At 34.3% G+C, this 21,524-nt stretch carries 21 protein-coding genes, 1 pseudogene and 1 riboswitch; of the genes and pseudogenes, 8 read left to right on the top strand and 14 right to left on the bottom strand.

Annotation, left to right across the window (positions count from 1 at the left end; all coding sequences use genetic code 11):
• Positions 1 to 74: 74 nt before the first annotated feature.
• Entirely contained in the window at positions 75 to 2,930 is a 2,856-nt protein-coding gene (gene carB, locus BLP44_RS17575; protein WP_008464849.1) for a carbamoyl-phosphate synthase large subunit, read from the top strand.
• 73 nt (positions 2,931 to 3,003) lie between these two features.
• Here carB and yiaA read toward each other — a convergent pair whose 3' ends face one another.
• The 5 genes from yiaA to BLP44_RS17600 form a co-directional block, all read right to left on the bottom strand.
• Positions 3,004 to 3,402: an inner membrane protein YiaA gene (gene yiaA, locus BLP44_RS17580; protein ID WP_066033705.1), complete on the bottom strand. Its 399-nt coding sequence runs from the start codon at positions 3,400 to 3,402 to the stop codon at positions 3,004 to 3,006.
• Between the two features lie 149 nt (positions 3,403 to 3,551).
• Positions 3,552 to 4,091 carry a DUF4252 domain-containing protein gene (locus BLP44_RS17585; RefSeq protein WP_091134808.1) on the bottom strand — a complete coding sequence of 180 codons (540 nt, stop codon included), beginning with the start codon at positions 4,089 to 4,091 and terminating at the stop codon, positions 3,552 to 3,554.
• A gap of 2 nt (positions 4,092 to 4,093) precedes the next feature.
• Positions 4,094 to 4,621, bottom strand: a complete 528-nt coding sequence (locus tag BLP44_RS17590; protein ID WP_008464855.1) for a DUF4252 domain-containing protein — start codon at positions 4,619 to 4,621, stop codon at positions 4,094 to 4,096.
• Positions 4,622 to 4,637: 16 nt separating this feature from the next.
• Complete coding sequence (locus tag BLP44_RS17595) at positions 4,638 to 5,099, bottom strand: hypothetical protein (RefSeq protein ID WP_066033707.1); 462 nt, start codon at positions 5,097 to 5,099, stop codon at positions 4,638 to 4,640.
• Complete coding sequence (locus BLP44_RS17600; RefSeq protein WP_008464858.1) at positions 5,086 to 5,595, bottom strand: RNA polymerase sigma factor; 510 nt, start codon at positions 5,593 to 5,595, stop codon at positions 5,086 to 5,088. Before BLP44_RS17600 ends, BLP44_RS17595 begins: the two co-directional genes overlap by 14 nt.
• Positions 5,596 to 5,762: 167 nt before the next feature.
• Between BLP44_RS17600 and BLP44_RS17605 the strand changes: the two genes are divergently transcribed.
• Positions 5,763 to 7,223 (top strand): S41 family peptidase, encoded by a 1,461-nt coding sequence (locus tag BLP44_RS17605; protein ID WP_066033708.1) that lies wholly within the window; start codon positions 5,763 to 5,765, stop codon positions 7,221 to 7,223.
• An 84-nt stretch (positions 7,224 to 7,307) separates the two neighbouring features.
• Here the strand turns inward: BLP44_RS17605 and BLP44_RS17610 are convergent, their stop codons facing one another.
• The 7 genes from BLP44_RS17610 to BLP44_RS17640 all read right to left on the bottom strand — a co-directional run bounded on the left by BLP44_RS17610 (position 7,308) and on the right by BLP44_RS17640 (position 14,681).
• The gene (locus tag BLP44_RS17610; protein ID WP_008464860.1) at positions 7,308 to 8,342 is read right to left on the bottom strand and encodes a YncE family protein; all 1,035 of its coding nucleotides are present in this window, start codon (positions 8,340 to 8,342) and stop codon (positions 7,308 to 7,310) included.
• Positions 8,343 to 8,345: 3 nt separating this feature from the next.
• Positions 8,346 to 10,160: a TonB-dependent receptor plug domain-containing protein gene (locus tag BLP44_RS17615; RefSeq protein ID WP_244511802.1), complete on the bottom strand. Its 1,815-nt coding sequence runs from the start codon at positions 10,158 to 10,160 to the stop codon at positions 8,346 to 8,348.
• A gap of 67 nt (positions 10,161 to 10,227) precedes the next feature.
• Positions 10,228 to 10,432: riboswitch (cobalamin riboswitch) on the bottom strand.
• Positions 10,433 to 10,497: 65 nt separating this feature from the next.
• Complete coding sequence (cobC, locus tag BLP44_RS17620) at positions 10,498 to 11,031, bottom strand: alpha-ribazole phosphatase (protein ID WP_091134810.1); 534 nt, start codon at positions 11,029 to 11,031, stop codon at positions 10,498 to 10,500.
• Positions 11,016 to 11,801, bottom strand: a complete 786-nt coding sequence (locus tag BLP44_RS17625) for an adenosylcobinamide-GDP ribazoletransferase (protein WP_008464866.1) — start codon at positions 11,799 to 11,801, stop codon at positions 11,016 to 11,018. The genes cobC and BLP44_RS17625 overlap by 16 nt, the downstream gene beginning before the upstream one ends.
• Before the next feature lie 55 nt (positions 11,802 to 11,856).
• Positions 11,857 to 13,536 (bottom strand): nicotinate-nucleotide--dimethylbenzimidazole phosphoribosyltransferase, encoded by a 1,680-nt coding sequence (cobT, locus tag BLP44_RS17630; protein WP_091134812.1) that lies wholly within the window; start codon positions 13,534 to 13,536, stop codon positions 11,857 to 11,859.
• A gap of 169 nt (positions 13,537 to 13,705) precedes the next feature.
• Complete coding sequence (cobU, locus tag BLP44_RS17635; RefSeq protein ID WP_091134814.1) at positions 13,706 to 14,215, bottom strand: bifunctional adenosylcobinamide kinase/adenosylcobinamide-phosphate guanylyltransferase; 510 nt, start codon at positions 14,213 to 14,215, stop codon at positions 13,706 to 13,708.
• Between the two features lie 103 nt (positions 14,216 to 14,318).
• Positions 14,319 to 14,681, bottom strand: coding sequence for a C1orf53 family protein (locus tag BLP44_RS17640; protein WP_008464871.1), 363 nt, complete (start codon positions 14,679 to 14,681; stop codon positions 14,319 to 14,321).
• 94 nt (positions 14,682 to 14,775) lie between these two features.
• On the opposite strand from BLP44_RS17640, the gene BLP44_RS17645 reads away from it, so the two are divergent.
• From BLP44_RS17645 to BLP44_RS17660, 4 genes and pseudogenes are all read left to right on the top strand, one after another.
• Positions 14,776 to 15,918 (top strand): ABC transporter substrate-binding protein, encoded by a 1,143-nt coding sequence (locus tag BLP44_RS17645; RefSeq protein ID WP_091134816.1) that lies wholly within the window; start codon positions 14,776 to 14,778, stop codon positions 15,916 to 15,918.
• A 1-nt stretch (position 15,919) separates the two neighbouring features.
• Positions 15,920 to 16,945 carry a FecCD family ABC transporter permease gene (locus tag BLP44_RS17650; RefSeq protein ID WP_091134817.1) on the top strand — a complete coding sequence of 342 codons (1,026 nt, stop codon included), beginning with the start codon at positions 15,920 to 15,922 and terminating at the stop codon, positions 16,943 to 16,945.
• 144 nt (positions 16,946 to 17,089) lie between these two features.
• Positions 17,090 to 17,503, top strand: a pseudogene (locus BLP44_RS17655) (GxxExxY protein).
• Positions 17,504 to 17,600: 97 nt separating this feature from the next.
• Positions 17,601 to 18,377: an ABC transporter ATP-binding protein gene (locus tag BLP44_RS17660; RefSeq protein ID WP_091134819.1), complete on the top strand. Its 777-nt coding sequence runs from the start codon at positions 17,601 to 17,603 to the stop codon at positions 18,375 to 18,377.
• A gap of 138 nt (positions 18,378 to 18,515) precedes the next feature.
• On the opposite strand, the gene BLP44_RS17665 is transcribed toward BLP44_RS17660, so the two are convergent.
• Both BLP44_RS17665 and BLP44_RS17670 read right to left on the bottom strand, forming a co-directional pair.
• Complete coding sequence (locus tag BLP44_RS17665; RefSeq protein ID WP_091134821.1) at positions 18,516 to 18,974, bottom strand: tRNA (cytidine(34)-2'-O)-methyltransferase; 459 nt, start codon at positions 18,972 to 18,974, stop codon at positions 18,516 to 18,518.
• A 67-nt stretch (positions 18,975 to 19,041) separates the two neighbouring features.
• Positions 19,042 to 19,614 carry a pseudouridine synthase gene (locus tag BLP44_RS17670; protein ID WP_091134823.1) on the bottom strand — a complete coding sequence of 191 codons (573 nt, stop codon included), beginning with the start codon at positions 19,612 to 19,614 and terminating at the stop codon, positions 19,042 to 19,044.
• A gap of 306 nt (positions 19,615 to 19,920) precedes the next feature.
• Between BLP44_RS17670 and BLP44_RS17680 the strand changes: the two genes are divergently transcribed.
• Positions 19,921 to 20,391, top strand: coding sequence for a hypothetical protein (locus BLP44_RS17680; RefSeq protein ID WP_244511803.1), 471 nt, complete (start codon positions 19,921 to 19,923; stop codon positions 20,389 to 20,391).
• A 155-nt stretch (positions 20,392 to 20,546) separates the two neighbouring features.
• On the top strand, positions 20,547 to 21,299 hold the full coding sequence (locus BLP44_RS17685; RefSeq protein ID WP_091134827.1) for an SDR family NAD(P)-dependent oxidoreductase: 753 nt from the start codon (positions 20,547 to 20,549) through the stop codon (positions 21,297 to 21,299).
• Positions 21,300 to 21,524 lie beyond the last annotated feature (225 nt).

Genomic DNA, 21,524 nt, shown 5'->3' on the forward strand with positions numbered 1-21,524 from the left:
ATTTTTTCAACTTTCTAGTTTATAACGCACTAGAGAGGTTTTTAAATCGTAAATAACTACACAATACATACAAAATGCCTAAAGACACATCAATAAAATCAGTTTTAATAATAGGTTCAGGACCTATTGTTATTGGCCAAGCTTGCGAATTCGATTATGCGGGATCTCAATCTGCACGCTCGATTCGTGAAGAAGGAATTGAGGTTATCTTGATTAACTCGAATCCAGCGACGATTATGACCGACCCATCTATGGCCGATCATATTTATTTGAAACCTTTAACGACAAAATCGATTATTGAGATTCTTAAGGAACATCCGCAAATTGATGCAGTTCTTCCAACAATGGGAGGACAAACTGCTTTGAACTTGTGTTTGGAGGCTGAAGAAAAAGGAATATGGCAAGATTTCGGAGTAAGATTAATCGGTGTTGATGTAAATGCAATTAATATTACTGAAGACAGAGAGCAATTTAAACAGCTTTTAGAAAAAATCAATGTGCCAACTGCACCAGCAAAAACAGCTACATCTTACCTTGAAGGAAAAGAAATTGCTCAAGAATTTGGCTTCCCGCTTGTAATTCGTCCTTCGTTTACACTTGGAGGAACAGGAGCAGCTGTGGTGTACAAAAAAGAAGATTTTGATGAGCTTTTAACTCGCGGACTTGAAGCTTCTCCAATTCATGAAGTTTTGATCGACAAAGCTTTGATGGGATGGAAAGAGTACGAGCTAGAGCTTTTAAGAGATAAAAATGACAACGTTGTAATTATCTGTTCTATCGAAAACATGGATCCAATGGGAATCCACACTGGAGATTCGATTACAGTTGCGCCAGCGATGACATTATCGGATACTACTTTCCAAAAATTACGTGACTATGCTATCTTAATGATGAGAAGTATCGGGAATTTTGCGGGAGGATGTAACGTACAATTCGCAGTTTCGCCAGACGAAAAAGAAGATATCGTAGCAATCGAGATTAATCCTCGTGTATCTCGTTCTTCTGCTTTGGCTTCAAAAGCAACAGGTTATCCAATTGCAAAAATCGCTTCTAAACTAGCTTTAGGATACAACTTAGATGAATTGCAAAACCAAATTACAAAATCTACTTCGGCTCTTTTCGAACCAACTTTAGATTATGTAATCGTAAAAATACCACGTTGGAACTTCGATAAATTTGAAGGTTCAGATAGAACTTTAGGTCTTCAGATGAAATCTGTAGGTGAGGTTATGGGGATCGGACGTTCTTTCCAGGAAGCGCTTCACAAAGCCACTCAATCTCTAGAAATTAAGAGAAACGGTTTAGGTGCTGACGGAAAAGGATATAAAAATTACGAGCAGATTATTGAGAAACTAACGTATGCAAGTTGGGATCGTGTTTTTGTAATCTACGATGCAATCGCAATGGGAATTCCACTGAGCACCATTCATGAAATTACAAGAATCGATATGTGGTTCTTAAAACAATATGAACAGCTTTATACTTTAGAAAAAGAAATCTCAAATTACAAAGTTTCGAATCTTCCAAAAGAATTATTGCTTGAGGCGAAACAAAAAGGTTTTGCAGACAGACAAATCGCCCACATGATGAGTTGTCTGGAAAGTGAAGTTCATACTTTACGTATGGAGCAGAAGATCAACCGTGTGTTTAAATTAGTTGATACTTGCGCAGCTGAGTTTAAAGCGCAGACTCCTTATTACTACTCCACTTTTGAAGCTGAAATTGAAAAACCGAATGGTGAGCGTTTTGTTGATAACGAAAGCATTGTAACAGATAGAAAGAAAGTGATCGTTTTAGGTTCTGGACCAAACAGAATTGGACAAGGAATCGAGTTTGATTACTCTTGTGTACACGGAGTTTTAGCTGCTAAAGAATGCGGTTACGAAACCATCATGATTAACTGTAATCCTGAAACAGTATCTACAGACTTTGATACGGCTGATAAATTATACTTTGAGCCAGTTTTCTGGGAGCATATTTATGACATTATCCAGCACGAAAAACCAGAAGGTGTGATCGTTCAGCTTGGAGGTCAGACAGCTCTTAAATTAGCAGATAAATTGTCTAAATACGGTGTAAAAATCATCGGAACTAGTTTTGATGCACTTGACTTAGCTGAAGATAGAGGACGTTTCTCAGACTTATTAACTGAGTTAAATATTCCTTTCCCAAGATTCGGAATCGCTGAAACGGCTGATGAAGCTTCAAAATTAGCTGATACTTTAGATTTTCCACTTTTAATCCGTCCTTCTTATGTATTAGGAGGTCAGGGAATGAAGATTGTAATCAACAAAAAAGAGCTTGAAGAGCACGTAATCGATTTGCTGAAAGCAATTCCAGGAAATAAATTGTTACTAGACCATTACTTAGCTGGAGCAATCGAAGCTGAAGCAGATGCCATCTGTGATGCTGATGGAAATGTGTACATCATCGGAATTATGGAGCACATTGAGCCTTGCGGTGTTCACTCTGGAGATAGTAACGCAACATTGCCTCCTTTCAACTTAGGAGAATTCGTAATGCAGCAAATTAAAGATCACACACATAAAATTGCTAGAGCTTTAAAAACGGTTGGATTAATCAACATTCAGTTTGCAATTAAAGACGATACGGTTTACATCATCGAGGCAAACCCAAGAGCTTCAAGAACAGTTCCGTTCATTGCAAAAGCTTATGGAGAGCCTTACGTAAATTACGCTACTAAAGTAATGTTAGGCCACAATAAAGTAACTGACTTTGATTTCAACCCACAATTAAACGGTTTTGCAATCAAACAACCTGTTTTCTCTTTCAGCAAATTCCCGAATGTTAACAAAGCGTTAGGACCAGAAATGAAATCAACAGGAGAAAGCATCTTGTTTATTGATGACTTAAAAGATGATCAATTCTACGAATTGTATTCTAGAAGAAAAATGTATTTGAGTAAATAATCTCAGATTCTATTATAAAAAGAAAAGCTCCAATGAAAATTGGAGCTTTTTATTTCTGAAATTGTTTGAAACTTTATTCGCCTTGATTAAAGTTCATATTGTCTCTAGTGTTTTTTTGAACTGAAATAGCGCCAAACAATGCCAATAGAAAAGCAAAAGCATAGAATCCTTTTTCGCTTGGAAGAATCGTTGCATTCCAAAGTCCAACAACTAAAAGAACGATTGATAATAATGTTCCAAACCAGCAGATTCCGTAGTAAATATCAGTAACAGGAAGTTTTTCTAATCGGTCTCTTACGCTTTTTTGCAATGAGACAACAGCAAAAAGTCCGAACATTAGAACGGTGAAATAATATCCTTTTTCGTTTAAAAGCATTTCGGCTCTGGCAAGTCCAACAATAAAACCGATTGTCCCGGCTCCAAGTGCAACCCAAGATGCAGCGATAAAGGCATTTGATGTTTTTTGTATCATAATTTATTATTTTGGTAAGCCACAAATATAATTAAATTAGATTCATGCCAAAATAAAAACGCGATATTTTGTTCAGTAAAATCTTTCAAATATAAAAGAAAAAGCTCCGTAATTGGAGCTTTTCTTGTTTTAAAAAGTAAGATGTTTTTTTATTTTTTAAGCAATTGCTCTAAAGGTTTTAATTGCTCCATGTCTATTTTAGAGTTTTGTAAAACAGACATTAAGGTCATAATATTATTCGGATTCATATCTTCGCCTAACACACGAACTACTGCAAAACCATTTTCTTTTCTGTTGGCAAAAATGACAAACTCTTTAATGTTGTCGTCACTTCCGACGTAGCTTATAGAAGCGCCTTCTTTACCAGAGCCGAACTTCATTAATTCTTGATATTTAGGATCTTTTAATATGGCTTTTACTTTGTTTCTTTCTGCCTCAAATTCTGTTTTATTGTTTTGATCTGCTTTAAAAGCCAGAATATTCATTTTGTCAAACGAATTCAAAGCCTCGTTTTGCTCAGCTGATAATTTGGTTTTATCAACATTCAAAATGTTTGGTGAAATATCTAAAGCAATAAAATCTTTTTTCTCTGAATTCTCAACGAAATATTTTTGCAGAGATGGTTCAGAATTACAGCTCCCCAAAGTTAGAAGAGCTGTAAGTGCTAGTATGAAGATGTTGTTTTTCATTTTTATTTTTTGCCTTTAGAAGCTTTCTTTAGGTCTGTACCGCCAGGAAGCTGCATTTTATCTGTTAATACCGAAATCTCGTTTAAGTCAAAATTACCAGTTAAAGATAGTAAAACAGTTTCATCATTTTTTGCACCGTCAACATACATTAAAAGTTCTCTTATCTGCGTGTCTGTAGCGCCAGATTTTACCATTATTCTAACGTTTTTTCCGCCATCATTTACTCGCATTAATTCTTCTAAACCGGCAGTTTTTACATATTTATCGGCAGTAGCTTTCATGTCGGCTTCGATTTTTGGATTTTTAGTGGTGAATACTTTCAAGTAATCCAGTTTTTTGATTAGAGCAATATATTGCTGAGTCTCTTTATCAGAAGCATCAGTTTTTACTTTGCTCATTAAATCAAACATTTTTTTGTTTACAATTACTGAGGTTACATCATCCTGACCATCAAATTTGTCAAAAGCACTTTGTGCATAAAATGTGGTTGAAACGAATGCGAAGACTAAAGTTATAATGAAATTTCTCATGATTATTTTTGTTTAATTACTGTTTAAAAATTTTGTTTTTTGATTGTTCATATTCCTTAATGTAGTGTACACTTTCAATACCTACATTAACATTGTTTGATAATAAAGCCAAAGCTTTTTGAGTTGCTTTTAAGGCTTCTTCGGGATCATCGTAAGTTCCTAATTCTGCTTGCGAAGCTACTGCAGTAGGTTCATTTTTTTCGCTAACAAAAAAGTAAGTTCCGATTCCGAGCAAAACAACAGCAGAAGCTGCAATCGATAACCACGCCACATTTCGTTTCTTAGTTTGTAGTGGAATCTCATACGTCGATTTCTGTTCTCTTGCTTGAGAGAAATAGCCAAACATAGGTTTGTATTGCTCCAAATGCTGCGCAACATTTGATGAAGAAAAATATTCTTTTAATTGATTTTCTTCGGCAATAGAAGTTTCTCCCTGAAAGTATTTTTCTAATATATCTTCTATTTTATTTAGTTCCATAAAGGTGTGTATTTGTCATTGATTCTCTAATTTTTTTTCTCGCTCTAGAAAGTGCCACTCGTATTGCTGTTTCGTTCATATTTACGATTTTGGCTATTTCTTCAAATTCATATTGTTCAACATCCCGAAGCTGAATTAATAGCTGCATTTGTTCGGGCATTTCGTTTATAATTTTTTCGACCCATTCTAAACTATCTTGGTCTTCTAATTTTTTATCCAATTGCGGCTGCCGATCGGTAAAATTATTATGGACAATCTGCAGATTACTGGCTCTTTTAGATTTTAGCTGATCGAGACAATAATTTTTAGTCATTGTCATGGCCAATGCTTCGACGCTATTGTAGCTTTGCAGATTATCTTTTTTGTTCCATAATTTTACCATTACTTCCTGAGTCGCATCTTCTGCTTCTTCGGTGCTAGTAAGCAATCTTTTTGCCAGACGAAAAACTTTGTCTTTAAAAGGATTTATTAATTCTATAAATACAACTTGGTTCATTAATAAGATGGTTAATCGTTAGCTTATATATTCAAGACGAGGCACAATTATATTTGTTACAGCAAAAAAGAAATTTTTTTTATGTAAAAAAAATACTGCTTTAACGATAAAAGTAAAACTAAAGATACTATTTTTACGTTTATTCAGAATATAGATAACTATACGATATGAAAACAACTTTAAAGAGTGTTCTTTTTCTCTTTTTATTCGCTTTTTCTTTACAGTCTTGTGAAGATCAGGATGATGTAGCTGCTCCAGCAGACTTGCAGATTAATAATTTTATCTGGAGAGGATTAAATGAAGTTTACTTATGGCAGCAAGATGTTCCAAATCTAGCCGATGGCCGTAATTTACAACCAGATTTCAATCAGTTCTTGAGAGGATACTCTCATCCTGAAGATTTGTTCGAAGATCTATTGAACAAGCCGGTAAGCAAATATCCAAACGGAGACGCAATTGACCGTTTCAGTTGGATTGTTGACGATTATACTGTTTTGGAACAAGAATTAAGTGGCGTTACAAAAAATAATGGTGTTGATTTTAGATTGAGCCGTGTGGCTTCTGGATCAAATGATGTTGTTGGTTTTGTCCGATATATTATTCCAAATTCTGATGCTTCTACAAAAGCAATTAAGAGAGGTGATTTATTTACGAGTGTAAATGGAACAAAACTTACGGTTTCTAATTATCAGGAATTATTATTAAATCAGGATAGTTACACTTTAAATCTGGCAGATTATAATGGAACGAGTTATGTTTTGAATGGAAAATCAGTTTCCTTGACTAAAACTGTTTTAGAAGAAAATCCTATTTTGATCAATAAAGTAATTACTTCTGGAAGTCATAAAATTGGTTATTTAATGTATAATGGCTTTTATCCTGGATATGATGATAAATTAAATCAGGCTTTTGGCGAATTGAAATCGCAAGGGATAACAGATTTAGTTTTAGATCTTCGATACAATGGAGGAGGAGCTGTTACCTCTTCAATAAGACTTTCTAGTATGATTACAGGACAGTTCGATACTCAGATTTTTGCAAAAACGCAATTTAACAGTAAGTGGATGAAAGATATGACCGCTGAAGATTTGGAAAGCTTGAATTATAGATTTGTGAATAATATTGAAGGAAAAGCATTAAACAGCTTAAATTTAACTACAGTCTATATTATTACAACTGCGAGTACGGCTTCTGCAAGCGAATTGGTTATAAATGGTTTAAAACCTTATATCAATGTAGTGCAGATTGGAGAAACTACAACGGGTAAAAATGTTGGTTCTTATACGATTTATGATTCTGAAACTTTGTTTACTAAAAAAGGAATCAATCCGAATCATAAATATGCGATGCAGCCTTTAGTTTTTAAAATTTCTAATTCTGCCGGTTTTGGAGATTACACGCAAGGTTTACAGCCAACGTATCAGCAGTACGAAAGAGTAAGTACCTATGGAGTTTTAGGAGATCCTTCTGAACCTCTGCTTAATTTGGCAATTTCAAAAATTACAGGAACAACTGCCAAAAGAATTTTTGATGATTCTGCACCAAATACACCTTATCTGACAGATTCAAAAATCATAAACGGATTAAGACACGGAATGTATTTTCAAAATGTTCCGAAAGGACATTAATTTAATAGGATATAAAAATAGAAAAGGCTTTCAGAAATGAAAGCCTTTTCCATAAAAAACAAAAACTAATTTTAAAGTATAATATTAATTATTAAAGTAGAATCCGTTTGAACCTACACCAACAGCTAATTCTTTTTGTAAAACTCCAGATAAATTATAGATAAAAGCTTTACTATCTTTATCAAATTTTGCATCGGCAATATAAATGCGGTTGTTTTCTACAGCAAAACCGTAAACGTAGCTCGCTGGCGAGTTTACAATTGCCGTAGTAGAAGGTGTTGTTGCATTGATATCCATAGCATAAACAGAGCTTCCAGCAGTATAATAGATTTTGTTGTCTTCAATATCCATAAAACCTAGACCAGCTAAGCTCTCTGGAAATGCAATTCTAGATATAGATTTATCAGACAGTTTTACTTTTACAATTTCACCTGATCCAGAATAAGGAGCTCTCAAAATAAATAAAGTTCCGTTTTCTTCTTCGATAGAATCTCCGCTAGAGCCAATTTCTACTGTTTCTATCGCCTTTGTTGCAATATTTACAATTAATAATTTAGTGCTGCTGTTAGGTTCTGTAATGTATAATTTGCCATTTTCTAAGATTAATCTGTTTGCAGTGGCATTTAACTCGATTTTTGATTCGACGGTATTAGTAGCCAGATTAATTACAGCAACATAATCGTCAGTGTCTCCAGTTGCTGGATTGATATAAGAATATGTATTTGCATTTGTTACATACGCTTTTCCGTCTTTCACAACTCCGTATCTTGGGTTTGCAAGACCAGAATCAATCTTTGCGATCAATTTAAAAGTATAACGGTTTACAACATTGATTACATTTGATCCTCCTGAAATGATGTATGCGCGATCTCCATCAAAAAAGATATTTTGCAGATATCCGCCAATTAAATCAGAACCGTTGGCAGAAGCATAAACATCTTTGGTAAAAGAGGTAAAATCATCGCTTGAGAAAGAAACGCTTCCGACATCTGAACTTCCTTCATTTAAAATAAAAAAACCATTGTCGTAAGCACCTTTAGGATCATCGTTGTCATCACTTGAACAAGAAGCGAATAACGAAATGCTTAACGCTATTAAAAGTAATTTACTAAACTTCATATATTAAAATTTTAAGGTTAAATACACATTGAAATTGCGACCAGGCATTGGTCTGTTTTCTAGACTTTCGTAATCTTTATTGAAAAGATTTAAAACTTGAAAACCTACTTTGAAAGAATCTAAAAATTTTAGATCGTAATCGATTCCGATATTTGAAACCGTATAATCGTTAATGATTTCATCAGGATCGTTATCGGCTCTCGTGTAAACAAATCCGTTATAAAGGATTTGGTAATATGCGCTTATTTTATCTCGAGAATACGAAACAGCTCCTGTAGCTTTATTGAATGGAACAAAAAAGATCTGATTTTTAGTTTTTTCATCTTGCGAAACCGTATAAGCATAGGTAGCGTTTACAGCAAAAATATTTTTGCCATAGCTTTTCTTCCAGCCCAATAGGGTTTCGGTTCCATAACTAATTACCTTATCTTGGTTTTGGGGAGTCCAAATTCCGTTTGTACCTGGAACCCATTGCAGCATATCGGTAATTTTCATATAATAAAAATTCTGCGTCCAAGTCAGATTTTTGAATGTAAAAACATTGCCAATTTCTCCCTGATAAGAGCTTTCAGGCTTTAAGTTTGGATTTCCTCCTTCATCCCAATACAAATCATTATATGTTGGAATTCTGAAGTTTCGAGAAACATTCAGTTTCAGATTATACCAATCATTAAATTTATAAGAAGATCCTAAATTGAATAAAATAGGCGATTTGTAATTATTTGTAAATTCTTTTCTAATGCCTAATTCGTTTTTCCAATTTGTGCCAAAATCTTGTCTAACTAATAAAGCGGCAGAACTGATTTCTCGAATATGGCTTCCAAAACTAGTTCCGTAACCGTTTGTTCTGCTATAGTCTGCAATTCCGTTTATGTGAGTTGATTTAAATAAGTGATAATCGACATCAAGCTTTGTAATTAAGTTTTCGGTCTTTCCGTAGGTATAATTTTTTAAAGCGTTATTGGCAAAATACTGATAGTTTTCGAAAATATAAGCTGTTTTGAAATTGGTTTTTATTTTTCCATACGTTCCATCATATTCCAAAAGATTTCTATTGAAACAGTTTATATATTTGCTTTTTGTTTCAGTTTCTGTAATCAAAGAAGTATTTCGATCAGTGTTTGAAGTCTGGCTGTAAAGTTTTAAAATATGATTTTCGTTGAATTTGTAACCGGCATTAGCGCTCAAAGTAATAATGTCATACTGCCCGTTCTGATTCCATCTCTGTTCGCCTCTCCAAGTATATCGATTTAGATATTTGTAATCGTTTGTAGAACTATTTTTGGAGAGTCCGATTTGAGCGCTCCATTTCTTGTTAGAAATAGAGGTTTTGTAATTTACCCCAATAGTATTAAAACTACCGTAATCTAGTCTTAAATTATTCTCAAATCGATTAAAAAACAACAAATCGTTATTTAAATGCACGGTTCCTCCAACTGCACCGCTTCCATAAATAACACTTCCGCCGCCCGCTTTTACACTTATAGAATTATAGTCAGCGCCAGAAATAGTATTAAAATCCGTGCTCCCATTCATTTGAGAATTAATATTAATTCCGTTCCAGATTACTGCTGTCTGAGAAGAAGTTGTTCCTCTGAAAGAAACTGTAGAAAGCATTCCGCGTCCGTATTCTTTAAAATATAGAGTCGAATTGAAATTTAATAAATCGGTTAAGAGCGCTTCGTTTTTATTGATTATAGAATCATTCAGTTTTAAAACGGATTGTGAAGCAGAGTAAGCCTTTAAATTTTTATCTGAAACCAAAACTTCTTTAAGACTGGTAATAGAATCGTTTTGCGCCAAAATAATCTGACACATCACAAATAAGCAAAAAGTAAAAAATCGTTTTATAGTCATAATTTCTTCGCTCTTTTTCCCGAGAGCTCGATAATTGTTTACAAAGGCAGGTCTCCTGGCTTGCGTCTTGCTGTTTACCTTCCCATTCGCCGTGGCGGAACAGTGGTTTGTAGTTAACAGCAAGCATTCGTTTAGAACTTAGCTTACAGTTGCGGGTACAGCTCAAGAATTTACTTGATTCCCTTTTAATGTGTTTTTAAATCAAAAACACAACCTTAATTTGCTGCAAAGATAAAGTTAAAAATATTGAATATTCAAATTTGTTTTACGTTTCATGAAAAAACACAAACAATTTTTATTAAAAATCGATTTTTATAACTTGCCCGAAATCAACCTTATTTTTGAAAGCATCCCTTAAAGGCAGTGAACTCTGATGGCATAAAATGCTTCTGATGATTCCGGCGTGAGCAACAATTATAATTGGGTGATTTGTTGTAGAAATGGCTTCAGATAAAAATTGACCAACTCTTTCATGGAGTTCTACAAAAGATTCTCCGTTTGAAACTTTAATATTTACAAAATCTTCCATCCACGGATTAAGTTCTTCTGAAGGAATTTCGTTCCAGCTTTTTAATTCCCAATCTCCAAAATTCATCTCTTTCAAACGCTCGTCTTCCTGGTAAGAAATGGCTTTTATATTTTCTTGAATATGTTTTGCTAAAATAACACAGCGCTTTAACGGACTAGAGAAAATAATTGCCTCCGAAGGAAGTTCAGAAATAATTCGGCCAAAAATTTTATCAAATGGTACGGCAATGTCAACATCAGTTTGTCCGTAACAGATTCCTTTTTCGCAAATGGTTTCGGTATGACGAACTAGATAAATTTCCATAAAAATAAAATGCTTAAGTAAAATACCACTTCGCATACCTGTTGCGTGGCTCCAAGGCAATCTCCCGTATATCCGTCAATCCATTTCTGGAAATAGCGAGCTAAAAAATAGCGTGTTATGAAAACAGGAATTATAGCAAGAAGAAATTTCAAGTCAAAATAAGAAAATGCAATCAAAGGAATTAATCCAAAAAAGAAAGAGCCAAAAACTTCTTTCCAAGTATATTGTTTTGCAATCGGTTTGCTTTTGCTCGAAGCATCATCACGAGAATATTCATGCGTGAAAATAATGCTGATTGCTGCCAAGCGACTTATAGAATGTGCAGAAATAAATAAAAGGAAAATTAGTAAAATGTTATTAGTGAAAAGTAAAACGGATTCTGAAAGGAGTTTGAACTTTAATAAAAAAAGCAAAACCAATCCAATTGCTCCATAGGCGCCAATTGCACTATCTTTCATAATCATTAAGATTTTTTCTTTGGTCCAACCTCCACCAAATCCATCACAGACATCAGCGAATCCGTCTTCATGAAATGCACCCGTTGTTAAAATAGAAGCAATAATCGCTAGTATAACAGCAATTTCTGATGAAAGAAATTGGGCAAATATAGAATAGGCCAAAAATGAAATAGTCCCAACAATCCATCCGATAAAAGGAAAATATCTTGTCGCTTTATTTAAATAATCTGGATGATGCGTAATGTTTTTTGGACATGGAATTCTTGTGTAAAACATTAAACAGGTGAAGAAAATGTGTAGTTCTTTTTTCATTTATAAAATTGGTAATTGTAATTTTATGACTGTAAACTGAGACCGAGACTGAAAACTATTTCCGACTTACCCCCGCGCTTTCAAAACTAGCCATTTCATTCAAAAAAGCCTCGGCCGATTTTAAAATAGGAAACGCAACAGCACAGCCCGTTCCTTCTCCCAAACGTAAATCGAGATTTAAAATAGGTTTTGCTTCCAGATAATTCAATAATTCTGAATGTGCTTTTTCGGCAGAACAATGGCAGAAAACAGCATTTTGTTTGATATTCGGATTTATTTTAAAAGCTATCAAATAGGCAACAGTACAAATAAAACCGTCCACCAGAATTAGCATTTTATTTTCAAAAGCACTCAGCATTCCGCCAGCCATTTGAATAATTTCAAAACCTCCAAAATAGGAGAGTTGGGATAGTATTTCGGCTTGACCGGAATAACTTTCAATGGCTTTTTTGAGTAGATTTTGTTTTAGAAGTAGTTTTTCGTTTTCAACTCCAGTTCCTTTTCCAACACAATCTTCAATAGGAAAATCGGTTAAAAGACTCATTAAAACAGAAGCTGTCGAGGTATTTCCAATTCCCATTTCGCCAAAACCAATACAATTTGAACCAGATTTTGCGATATTTTCAACAATCGATTTTCCTTTCTCAAAACATAACTGAACTTCAGATTCGCTCATTGCCGGAACATGAAGAAATGACTGAGTTCCTTTGGCAATTTTTGCATCTATTAACTTTGCATTGGTTGGGAAATCATAATTAACGCCCGAATCTACAATTGATAATTCGATATTATTCTGATTGCAAAACACGTTTATTGCTGCGCCACCATCGAGAAAATTATTGACCATTTGTCGCGTAACATCCTGTGGATAGTCACTTACGCCATGATTTGCGATTCCGTGATCGGCAGCGAAAACTACAATATTAGGTTTTACGATTTTCGGATTTAAAGTTTCAAAAACAGTTGCCATTTGGAAAGCCAAAGATTCTAATGTTCCCAAAGAACCGACAGGTTTTGTTTTAGAATCTATTTTGTCTTGTAACAGAGTATGGAAATCAGATTGGTTTTGGATAGGATTTTCTGATTTGACTTCAAAAGCAGGAACATTTATTTGATGAATTTCATTGATTTCTGTACAAATAGGAGCTTCCAGTTTTTGTTTCCAATGCAATTGCTGCAGCATTGGCTGATTGTTATAATTGGTAGCTGGTTTTCCAATGCAGAAATAACCAAGCGGTTCTATATTTTCGGGTAAATCAAGGATTTTTTTAAACTGATAATAATTGAGAATCGAAACCCAGCCCATTCCGTAACCTTGTTCTGTAAGCGAAAGCCAGATATTTTGCGCCGCACAAACTGTGCTGAATTTCACCGCTTCATTACTGCCAATAGTTCCAATCGTAAACTGATTGAGAACTGAACGGTCGTAAGAAATGATTAGTCCGATTGGCGCTTCTTCGATCGCCTCTAGTTTAAGTGATCTGTAAAGTTCTTTCTGCTCGGGATTGTCGGTTAGTTCCTCTGCTTTTTTATTGTAGTCTAAAAAAAGCTTTTTAATAGACGTTTTAACTTCATCTGATTTAATGATATAATATCTCGTTGCATCGGTTAGTCCAACAGATGGTGCCCAATGTCCAGCCTGTAAAGCTTTCTGAATTACTTCATCTGGAACTTCATCGGCTGTAAAATGTCGTGTGTCGCGGCGTGATTTTAATATATCGTCTAAATTGCTCATTTTTAAAAATCAATGACAATTTCAAAAATCAATGGCAATGTGAATCCTGAAATCTTTATTTTTTGTAAAGTTAAAATATTCGTTTTGCAATTAGGACGTAATATTTAGAATTTATTTTAAAATCAATGAGAATATTGATTTTTGAAATTGTTATTGATATTGAAGTTTGTTATCCTTTTATTTTAACTGGAATTCCAGAAACCATCAATACAACTTGATCTGCGTTTGTAGCAAGAAACTGATTCATCCAGCCTTGGAGTTCAACAAACTTTCTTCCGATATGAGTTTCTGCATGAACTCCCATACCAATTTCATTTGTCACAATAATGATATTCGCATTTTTGTGTTTAGCGATAGCAAGAAATTCTTTTTTGGCTTCTTCCAAACTCAAATGTACATCGTTTTTATGATCAACAAAGAAATTAGTTAGCCAGAGCGTTACACAATCAATTAAAGCAGTTTTTCCAGAAAAATCAATTTCACTTAAATATTTTTCCTTTTCAATATTCGTCCAATGTTCGTCTCTTTCTTGCTGATGACGGTCAATTCGATTTTGGAAATCATCATCCCATTTTCTGGCAGTTGCTACATACAAAGGAGAGTTGGAAAGTTCTAAAGCCAATTTCTGTGCATAACCGCTTTTTCCAGAGCGCTCGCCGCCAGTTACCAAGTAAATCATTTTTTATTAATTATGAGTTTTGAATTATGAATTATTAATTATGAGTTTGGGCAAGTTATAAAATAATTATGAAGACTAACTCATAATTTATCACTCATAACTCCTAATACGGGCAATGTCGGCAGTTATTTCCACAACAGGTTCCTCTTTTGAGGTGAAACCAAGCTTTAAAAACATAATTGCCATTTTCGATATAATAATCGATGCCTTCAATCAAATGATTGGTTTTTGGCAATAGCATAGCTTTATTCTTAAGCGCCTTTTCTGGAGTTATGGTTTCAATATAAGCATCAATTTTATCTTCGCAAGCTTCCTTAAAACACTCAGGACAAAGGCAATCACCTCCGTCGGCAAGATTAAAAATAGGAGGGTAGTCATTACACCAGCACTTATTTTCAGGTGAAACGTCGCCGCAAGAAAAAGCGGTCTCACAGCTGGAGCAGATTTTTGTTTTTGGTACATTCATCAAATAAAAGGCTATTTGTTTAAATTTGTACGAATAAAGGTAAACAAAAAAAATAGAAATTGATTTACCTTTGTGCCCACACAAAACACAAAATATGAAATATTTTTTCCATAAATTACCAGTCGTTTTTTTACTTTTTGTAGTAATTAGTTGTAAAAAGAATGAAGCGCAAGAGGCAGTAAAATCTACCGTTGCCAAAGAAAGCATCGAATTTGCATCTGGACTTTCAATTGTTAAAAACGAAGGCTATTCAATTGTAAATGTGATGAATCCGTGGCCAAATGCTAAGGAAAAATTTACTTACATTTTGGAAGAAAAAGGAGTACAAATTCCAGACAGTTTAAAAAAATATCCTGCGATAAAAGTTCCTTTAGAAAGTGTTGTGGTAACTTCAACAACAAATATTCCTTTTCTAGAAATGCTCGAAGTGGAGAATAAACTAGTCGGATTTCCACATACCGATTATATTTCTTCAGAAAAAACACGTGCATTAATTGATAAAGGTTCTGTCAAAAACGTTGGACAAAATGAAAAACTGAACATCGAACAATTAATAGAATTATCGCCAGATTTGATTGTTACTTTTGGAGTTGATAATAATAATCCGATGTTGGATAATTTGAAGAAAAGCGGTTTGAAAGTGCTTATTCAAGGCGATTGGATGGAACAGTCTCCGCTTGGGAAAGCAGAATGGATTAAGCTTTACGGCGCTCTGTTTGGAAAAGAAGATAAAGCAAAAGAACTTTTTGATAAAATCGTAGAAAGCTATAATCAGGCAAAAAAGCTCGTTGTCGATAAGCCTGCAACTTCAAAAGTTTTGTATGGATCTATGTACGAAGATGTTTGGTACGTTGCCAAAGGAAACAGCTGGGTGGCGCAGTTCATGCAAGATGCAAAATCTAATTATTTGTGGGCCGATTTAGAAGGAACTGGAAGTGAAGGTTTGTCTTTTGAAAAAGTTTTAGATAAAGCGAAAACGGCTAATGTTTGGATTGCTTCTGGATCTTTTAAAACTTTGGATGAATTGCAAAAAGCAAATCCACATTACGCAGAATTTGACGCTTTTAAAAATAAAACAATATACAATTTTGAAGGAAAGCTAGGAGCAACAGGCGGAACAGTTTACTACGAATTGGCACCAAGCCGTCCTGATTTGGTGTTGAAAGATTATATCAAGATTTTTCATCCCGATTTATTGGCGGGCTACGAATTTACTTTTGCATCAAAACTGAATTAAATTGGCGAATAAAAAACGAAATACCATTTTATTTGTCGTATTGACTTTAGGACTTTTTCTAATGTTTTTTGCGAGCATTAGTTTAGGATCGGTTACAATTCCGTTAAAAGATGTTTTTGCGAGTTTAACTGGTGGTGAGGCAGCAAAATCGACTTGGGAATATATTATCATTAATTATCGTTTGCCAAAAGCGATTACTGCAGTTTTAGTCGGAACAGGACTCTCTATGAGCGGACTTTTGATGCAGACTTTATTTAGAAATCCGCTTGCTGGACCTTATGTTTTAGGATTAAGCTCAGGAGCAAGTCTTGGCGTTGCATTTGTTATTTTGGGCGCAGGATTTCTGCCTTCTTTTCTGAGTGTAATTGCATTGTCTTCTTACGGAATTGTTTTGGCATCTACTTTAGGAAGCACGTTAGTTTTATTTCTAGTTTTAGTGGTTTCGCAGCGATTGAGAGATACCATGGCCATCTTGATTGTGGGTTTAATGTTTGGAAGTTTCACCACAGCAATTGTAAGTGTTTTAACTTATTTTAGCACGGCAGAACAGCTTCAGAAATTTACTTTCTGGTCAATGGGAAATCTTGGAAATCTTTCTTGGACAACTATTGTAATTTTAACATTCTGTATTGGAATCGGATTGCTTTTGAGTGCCAAAAGCATCAAGCCATTAAACGCCTTGCTTCTTGGCGAAAACTATGCAAAAAGTATGGGATTGAATTTTAAACAAGCAAGATTAGTCATCATTTTTGCAACCAGTATATTATCAGGAGCTATTACAGCTTTTGCCGGACCCATTGCATTCGTCGGGTTAGCAGTTCCTCATATTGCAAAATTGACTTTTCAGACGAGTAATCATACTATTTTGTTTTGGAGCACTTTATTTTTTGGATCCATAATAATGCTGTTTTGCGATATTGTTTCGCAAATGCCAGGTTTTGATGTCACGCTTCCAATAAATGCCGTAACTTCTATTATTGGAGCGCCGGTGGTTATTTGGCTTTTAGTTAGAAAAAGGAATTTTTAAGTTTAAACTTACAAAATAAAATAATATCTTAGTTTTTAAAACACATAGAAACATAGATTTAAAAGCCGGTTAAAGGCGTTTCACTTTTCTGAAATAAACATAGACTTTGTGAAAATCAATTTGTTTCTCGAATAAATTAAGGTAATGATAACCCAGAAGTTTTTAGACGAATTAAGTTTTAATGTAATTGGGGCATATATAGAAGTGCATAGAACTATTGGAAGAGGATTGCTTGAGAATGTTTATCACGAATGTTTGAAAGAAGAATTGACCTATAGGAAAATAAATTTTTTGACAGAAATGAACGTGCCATTGATTTATAGAAATAAAGAATTAAATACGAATTTAAAATGTGATCTGTTTGTTGAAAATTGTCTTGTTGTATAATTGAAAGCTACATCAGAATTAAATCCTATATACGAAGCACAGCTCATGACATATATGAAACTTTTAAAAGCTCCTAAGGGCATTCTAATTAATTTTAATTGCTTTAATATTTTTAAAGAGGGCCAAAAAACATTTGTGAATGAATATTTCAAATTGCTGCCAAAGTTCTAAGTTCAAAAGCTATGTGTTAATTTACAAGTAAATTTTAAAATAAACTTTCAGTAAAATAGAAATCTATGTTTCTATGTGTTTAAAAAATTAACTCAAAATGAAAAATATCTTAATAACTTCACATCTAAATATTGGATACAAATCCAAGAAAGGAGTTACGACCATTGCTGAGAATCTTAATTTAAATCTTGAAACTGGTAAATTAATCACTTTAATAGGAGCAAACGGAATTGGAAAATCTACCTTATTACGAACGCTTACTGGAATTCAGAAACCTTTATCGGGAAATGTTTATTTGAACGAAAGAAATATTTCAGACTATCAGCCTTTAGAATTGGCACAAAATCTCAGTTTGGTTTTGACCGAAAAACTGCCGCCAAGTAATCTTTCTGTTTTTGAATTAGTCGCTTTAGGTCGTCAGCCGTATACCAATTGGGTTGATAAATTATCTGGCGAAGATGTTCTAAAAGTTCATGAAGCAATGAGTTTGACACAAATAGAACATTTAGCGTCAAAAAAACATTTTCAAATTAGCGACGGACAATTGCAGAAAGTCTTAATTGCTCGAGCTTTGGCACAAGATACGCCATTAATTATTTTAGACGAACCAACAACGCATCTTGATTTATTACATAAAGTTTCTTTGTTTAAATTATTGAAAAAACTGACACAAGAAACTCAAAAAAGCATTTTGTTTTCCACACACGATATCGATTTGGCCATTCAGTTAAGTGATGAAATGATCATGATGACGCCAGAAAGTATAGTGCAAGATCAGCCATGTAATTTAATTTCGAATGGAAGTTTCAGCAATTTGTTCAAAGACGAACATATTATTTTTGATGCTGAAAAAGGGAAGTTTATTGTGACTTAGTTTTTTTCAGGAGCTAATCCTGCTGTTCGCTATATCTTTTGTGGCGAACCCCGCCACAAAAGGATGCCGCTTCCATCAGTGCTAGAAGTCTTGTTTTCAGAATAGCTTTTTCTATTAAACAGTTAAACAGATAAACGATTAAATTTTCTTCAATCCAATTTGTCTCTTCGCTTCTCCAACCACAAAAGCAACCGAATTGGCAATATTAAAACTGCGAATAAGCGGTGACATAGGAATCGTCAAATGATTTTCGAATCTTGCCATAAATGCTGCGCTCAAACCAACGCTTTCTTTTCCGAAAACCAGCCAGTCACCATCTTGAAATTCATTTTCTAAATAGGATTTTTCAGAATGCGAACTCATTAAAAATACACGAGAATGATCTGGAATCTGTGCAATCCATTCCTCTACGTTTTGATATTCTGTTACATCAAGATGAACCCAATAATCCAATCCAGAACGTTTCAGATTTTTGTCATTGATCACAAATCCGAAAGGATGAATTAAATGAAGACGGCTTTCTGTGCCTACGCACAATCTGCCAATATTTCCAGTATTATTTGGTATTTCTGGTTCTACAAGAACAACGTTTAACATCTTTTTAGTTATGAATTAGGAGTTTATAAGTTATGAGTTTCTGGAAATTATCTAATTGACACATTTTCTAATTATCTAATTGAAAATCGGAAACTTCCAAAACTTCACCTGCTTTTAGATTTTGCAAATATACATTTCCTATTCGAACGCGAACTAGACGTAACGTAGGAAAGCCAACTGCAGCGGTCATTTTTCTAACTTGACGAAATTTTCCTTCTCTTACCGTGATGGATGCCCAAGAAGTCGGACCATGACGCTCGTCTCTTATTTTTTTGGCTCTCGCTCCAAAATCGGGAATCTCGGTAACGATAGATGCTTTACAGCGTTTCGTTTTGTATTTTCCGCCGTCAAGTCCGATTTCTACACCATTTTGCAATTGTTCTATTGCTTCTGGCGTAATTAATCCATCAACCTGAACGTAATATTCTTTTTCAACTTTTTTACTTCGAACGAGTTCGCTCATATTTCCATCAGTAGTCAAAAGAAGCAATCCTTCAGAATCTTCGTCCAGTCTTCCAATTGCCATTGTGCCTTCTGGGAAATCATACAATTCGCCCAAAAGCTTTTTCTTTCTTTTTAATTCGTAAATAAATTGGCTCAAATAGCCGTAAGGTTTAAAAAGAATGAAGTGTCGGTGCATTTTTAATTTTTTGCAAAGATAGTTCCTTTCCTAAAATTAAAACCAATTACAGCTTTTGTGATTTCATTTTTTTAAACCATTGGTAGACAAACCAAATTACAGTAACTGTAAAAATGGAAATTAAAATGGGGTAATAGTTTTCGAAAAATTGATGAAAATAACTTCCGACCAAAATGTATGCAGAAGCCATGCAAAGCTTGATTAAGATAAATTCAGAATTGGACCAGCTAGTTTTAATTTTAAAGAAATTCATAATAATTACGGTTGTTAAGTTGCTTTAAATAAAGGTAATCAATAAAAAAGCAGATGGCAATTATAAAAGAAAAGCAATATGAAGTCATAATGTGTTTAGTGGTTACAATTCGTAATATTATAAAATTGAATCTAAAAAATAATCTTACCATGGAAACGAATGATTTAGGAACAAAAAAAATAAACGGAACGCAGAAAAATATTGATGAATCTAAAGGAAAAAACGTTTCGCACGACAAAGAACTAAAAGTTGCCAAATTGAATAAAGAATTGGTTACAGATGCAGATGGCGATAAAAAGATTGTAGAGAGAGCCCGTAACGAGAATGAAGATATTAATAAAGCGCTTCATCAAATAAATCCAGATAACCCAAATGCAAACCGCGGAGTTGAAACGGAAGAAGAGGCAAATAAAACGGTTGAGAACAAAGATCATAATTCCGATATAACTCCAAATCGATATCCGAACTCACATCCAGATAATCATAAGGACCGCGGGAATATGAAACTGGACGAGCAAGAATAATACAATACGAAATTTTCAACAAAATTGCGTCAATTTAATGTCAAATAACATAACATTAGCGGTTCGCGTTAATGTTATTTTAAACTCTTTTCAAAGCTTTTATGTCGGTTGATATCTTCGTAAATTAGAGGAATCAATTTAAAAACATATATAAAATGGCACTTTTAGAAAATAAAGTAGCTTTTGTATCTGGCGGCGGTTCAGGAATCGGACGCGCAGTGGCAGAAGCCTACGCTCGAGAAGGAGCAAAAGTAGTTGTAGCTGATATAAATGTAGAACACGGTGAAGAAACCGTAAAAATGATAAAGGAAAAGGGCGGAGAAGCTTTTTTCATAAAAGGAGACTCGTCGAGTGCTGCTGACAATAAACATATGGTTGAGGTGACGGTTTCTAAGTACGGCCGATTGGACATTGCCTGCAACAATGCAGGAATGGGAGGCCCGGCAAAACCAACTGGCGAATATGAACCAGAAGCTTGGGATAAAGTTATTGCACTTAATTTAAGCGGTGTTTTTTATGCCTGCCGTTACCAATTGGAGCAAATGGAGAAAAATGGTGGAGGAAGCATTGTTAATATCGCCTCAATTCATGGACAAGTTGCTGCGCCAAATAGCGTTGCCTATACAGCGAGTAAACACGGTGTGGTTGGTTTGACAAAAAATATTGCAGTAGAATATGCCCAGAAAAACATTCGATGCAATGCTGTTGGACCTGGTTATATTGAAACAGCACTTTTAAAAGATAATCTTAACAAGGATATGATGCAAGCCGTTGCAGCCAAATCTGAAATGAACCGCTTAGGAACCGCAGAAGAGGTTGCCGAATTGGTAGTTTTTCTAAATTCTGATAAATCATCATTTACAACAGGAAGTTACATTATTGCGGATGGAGGTTATACCGCAGTTTAATATTTTTTAAAGAATACTATTTTGAATTAGTAAAAGCAGTAAGCGAAAGTTTACTGCTTTTTTGTTTTTAGAAATCCATTATTTGTAAGAAGTGTAGCGTTTTCGGGGCTTTTTGGAATGCTGGACATTTTGAAGAATGTTTTGTTTTAAGTGTTTTTTGTTGGTTTTATTTTATTATATTTAATCTTGTTTTAAGTTTTGATGAAAAATATTTATAAAAATGTA

The sequence above is a fragment of the Flavobacterium anhuiense genome, from assembly GCF_900101855.1.
Lineage (GTDB): Bacteria > Bacteroidota > Bacteroidia > Flavobacteriales > Flavobacteriaceae > Flavobacterium > Flavobacterium anhuiense.

Bases quoted from the DNA above. Each gene is read 5' to 3' on its own strand.
- carB (WP_008464849.1), top strand. From the start codon at position 75: ATGCCTAAAGACACATCAATAAAATCAGTTTTAATAATAGGTTCAGGA.
- yiaA (WP_066033705.1), bottom strand. From the start codon at position 3,402: ATGATACAAAAAACATCAAATGCCTTTATCGCTGCATCTTGGGTTGCA.
- BLP44_RS17585 (WP_091134808.1), bottom strand. From the start codon at position 4,091: ATGAAAAACAACATCTTCATACTAGCACTTACAGCTCTTCTAACTTTG.
- BLP44_RS17590 (WP_008464855.1), bottom strand. From the start codon at position 4,621: ATGAGAAATTTCATTATAACTTTAGTCTTCGCATTCGTTTCAACCACA.
- BLP44_RS17595 (WP_066033707.1), bottom strand. From the start codon at position 5,099: ATGGAACTAAATAAAATAGAAGATATATTAGAAAAATACTTTCAGGGA.
- BLP44_RS17600 (WP_008464858.1), bottom strand. From the start codon at position 5,595: ATGAACCAAGTTGTATTTATAGAATTAATAAATCCTTTTAAAGACAAA.
- BLP44_RS17605 (WP_066033708.1), top strand. From the start codon at position 5,763: ATGAAAACAACTTTAAAGAGTGTTCTTTTTCTCTTTTTATTCGCTTTT.
- BLP44_RS17610 (WP_008464860.1), bottom strand. From the start codon at position 8,342: ATGAAGTTTAGTAAATTACTTTTAATAGCGTTAAGCATTTCGTTATTC.
- BLP44_RS17615 (WP_244511802.1), bottom strand. From the start codon at position 10,160: ATGTGTCAGATTATTTTGGCGCAAAACGATTCTATTACCAGTCTTAAA.
- cobC (WP_091134810.1), bottom strand. From the start codon at position 11,031: ATGGAAATTTATCTAGTTCGTCATACCGAAACCATTTGCGAAAAAGGA.
- BLP44_RS17625 (WP_008464866.1), bottom strand. From the start codon at position 11,801: ATGAAAAAAGAACTACACATTTTCTTCACCTGTTTAATGTTTTACACA.
- cobT (WP_091134812.1), bottom strand. From the start codon at position 13,536: ATGAGCAATTTAGACGATATATTAAAATCACGCCGCGACACACGACAT.
- cobU (WP_091134814.1), bottom strand. From the start codon at position 14,215: ATGATTTACTTGGTAACTGGCGGCGAGCGCTCTGGAAAAAGCGGTTAT.
- BLP44_RS17640 (WP_008464871.1), bottom strand. From the start codon at position 14,681: ATGAATGTACCAAAAACAAAAATCTGCTCCAGCTGTGAGACCGCTTTT.
- BLP44_RS17645 (WP_091134816.1), top strand. From the start codon at position 14,776: ATGAAATATTTTTTCCATAAATTACCAGTCGTTTTTTTACTTTTTGTA.
- BLP44_RS17660 (WP_091134819.1), top strand. From the start codon at position 17,601: ATGAAAAATATCTTAATAACTTCACATCTAAATATTGGATACAAATCC.
- BLP44_RS17665 (WP_091134821.1), bottom strand. From the start codon at position 18,974: ATGTTAAACGTTGTTCTTGTAGAACCAGAAATACCAAATAATACTGGA.
- BLP44_RS17670 (WP_091134823.1), bottom strand. From the start codon at position 19,614: ATGCACCGACACTTCATTCTTTTTAAACCTTACGGCTATTTGAGCCAA.
- BLP44_RS17680 (WP_244511803.1), top strand. From the start codon at position 19,921: ATGGCAATTATAAAAGAAAAGCAATATGAAGTCATAATGTGTTTAGTG.
- BLP44_RS17685 (WP_091134827.1), top strand. From the start codon at position 20,547: ATGGCACTTTTAGAAAATAAAGTAGCTTTTGTATCTGGCGGCGGTTCA.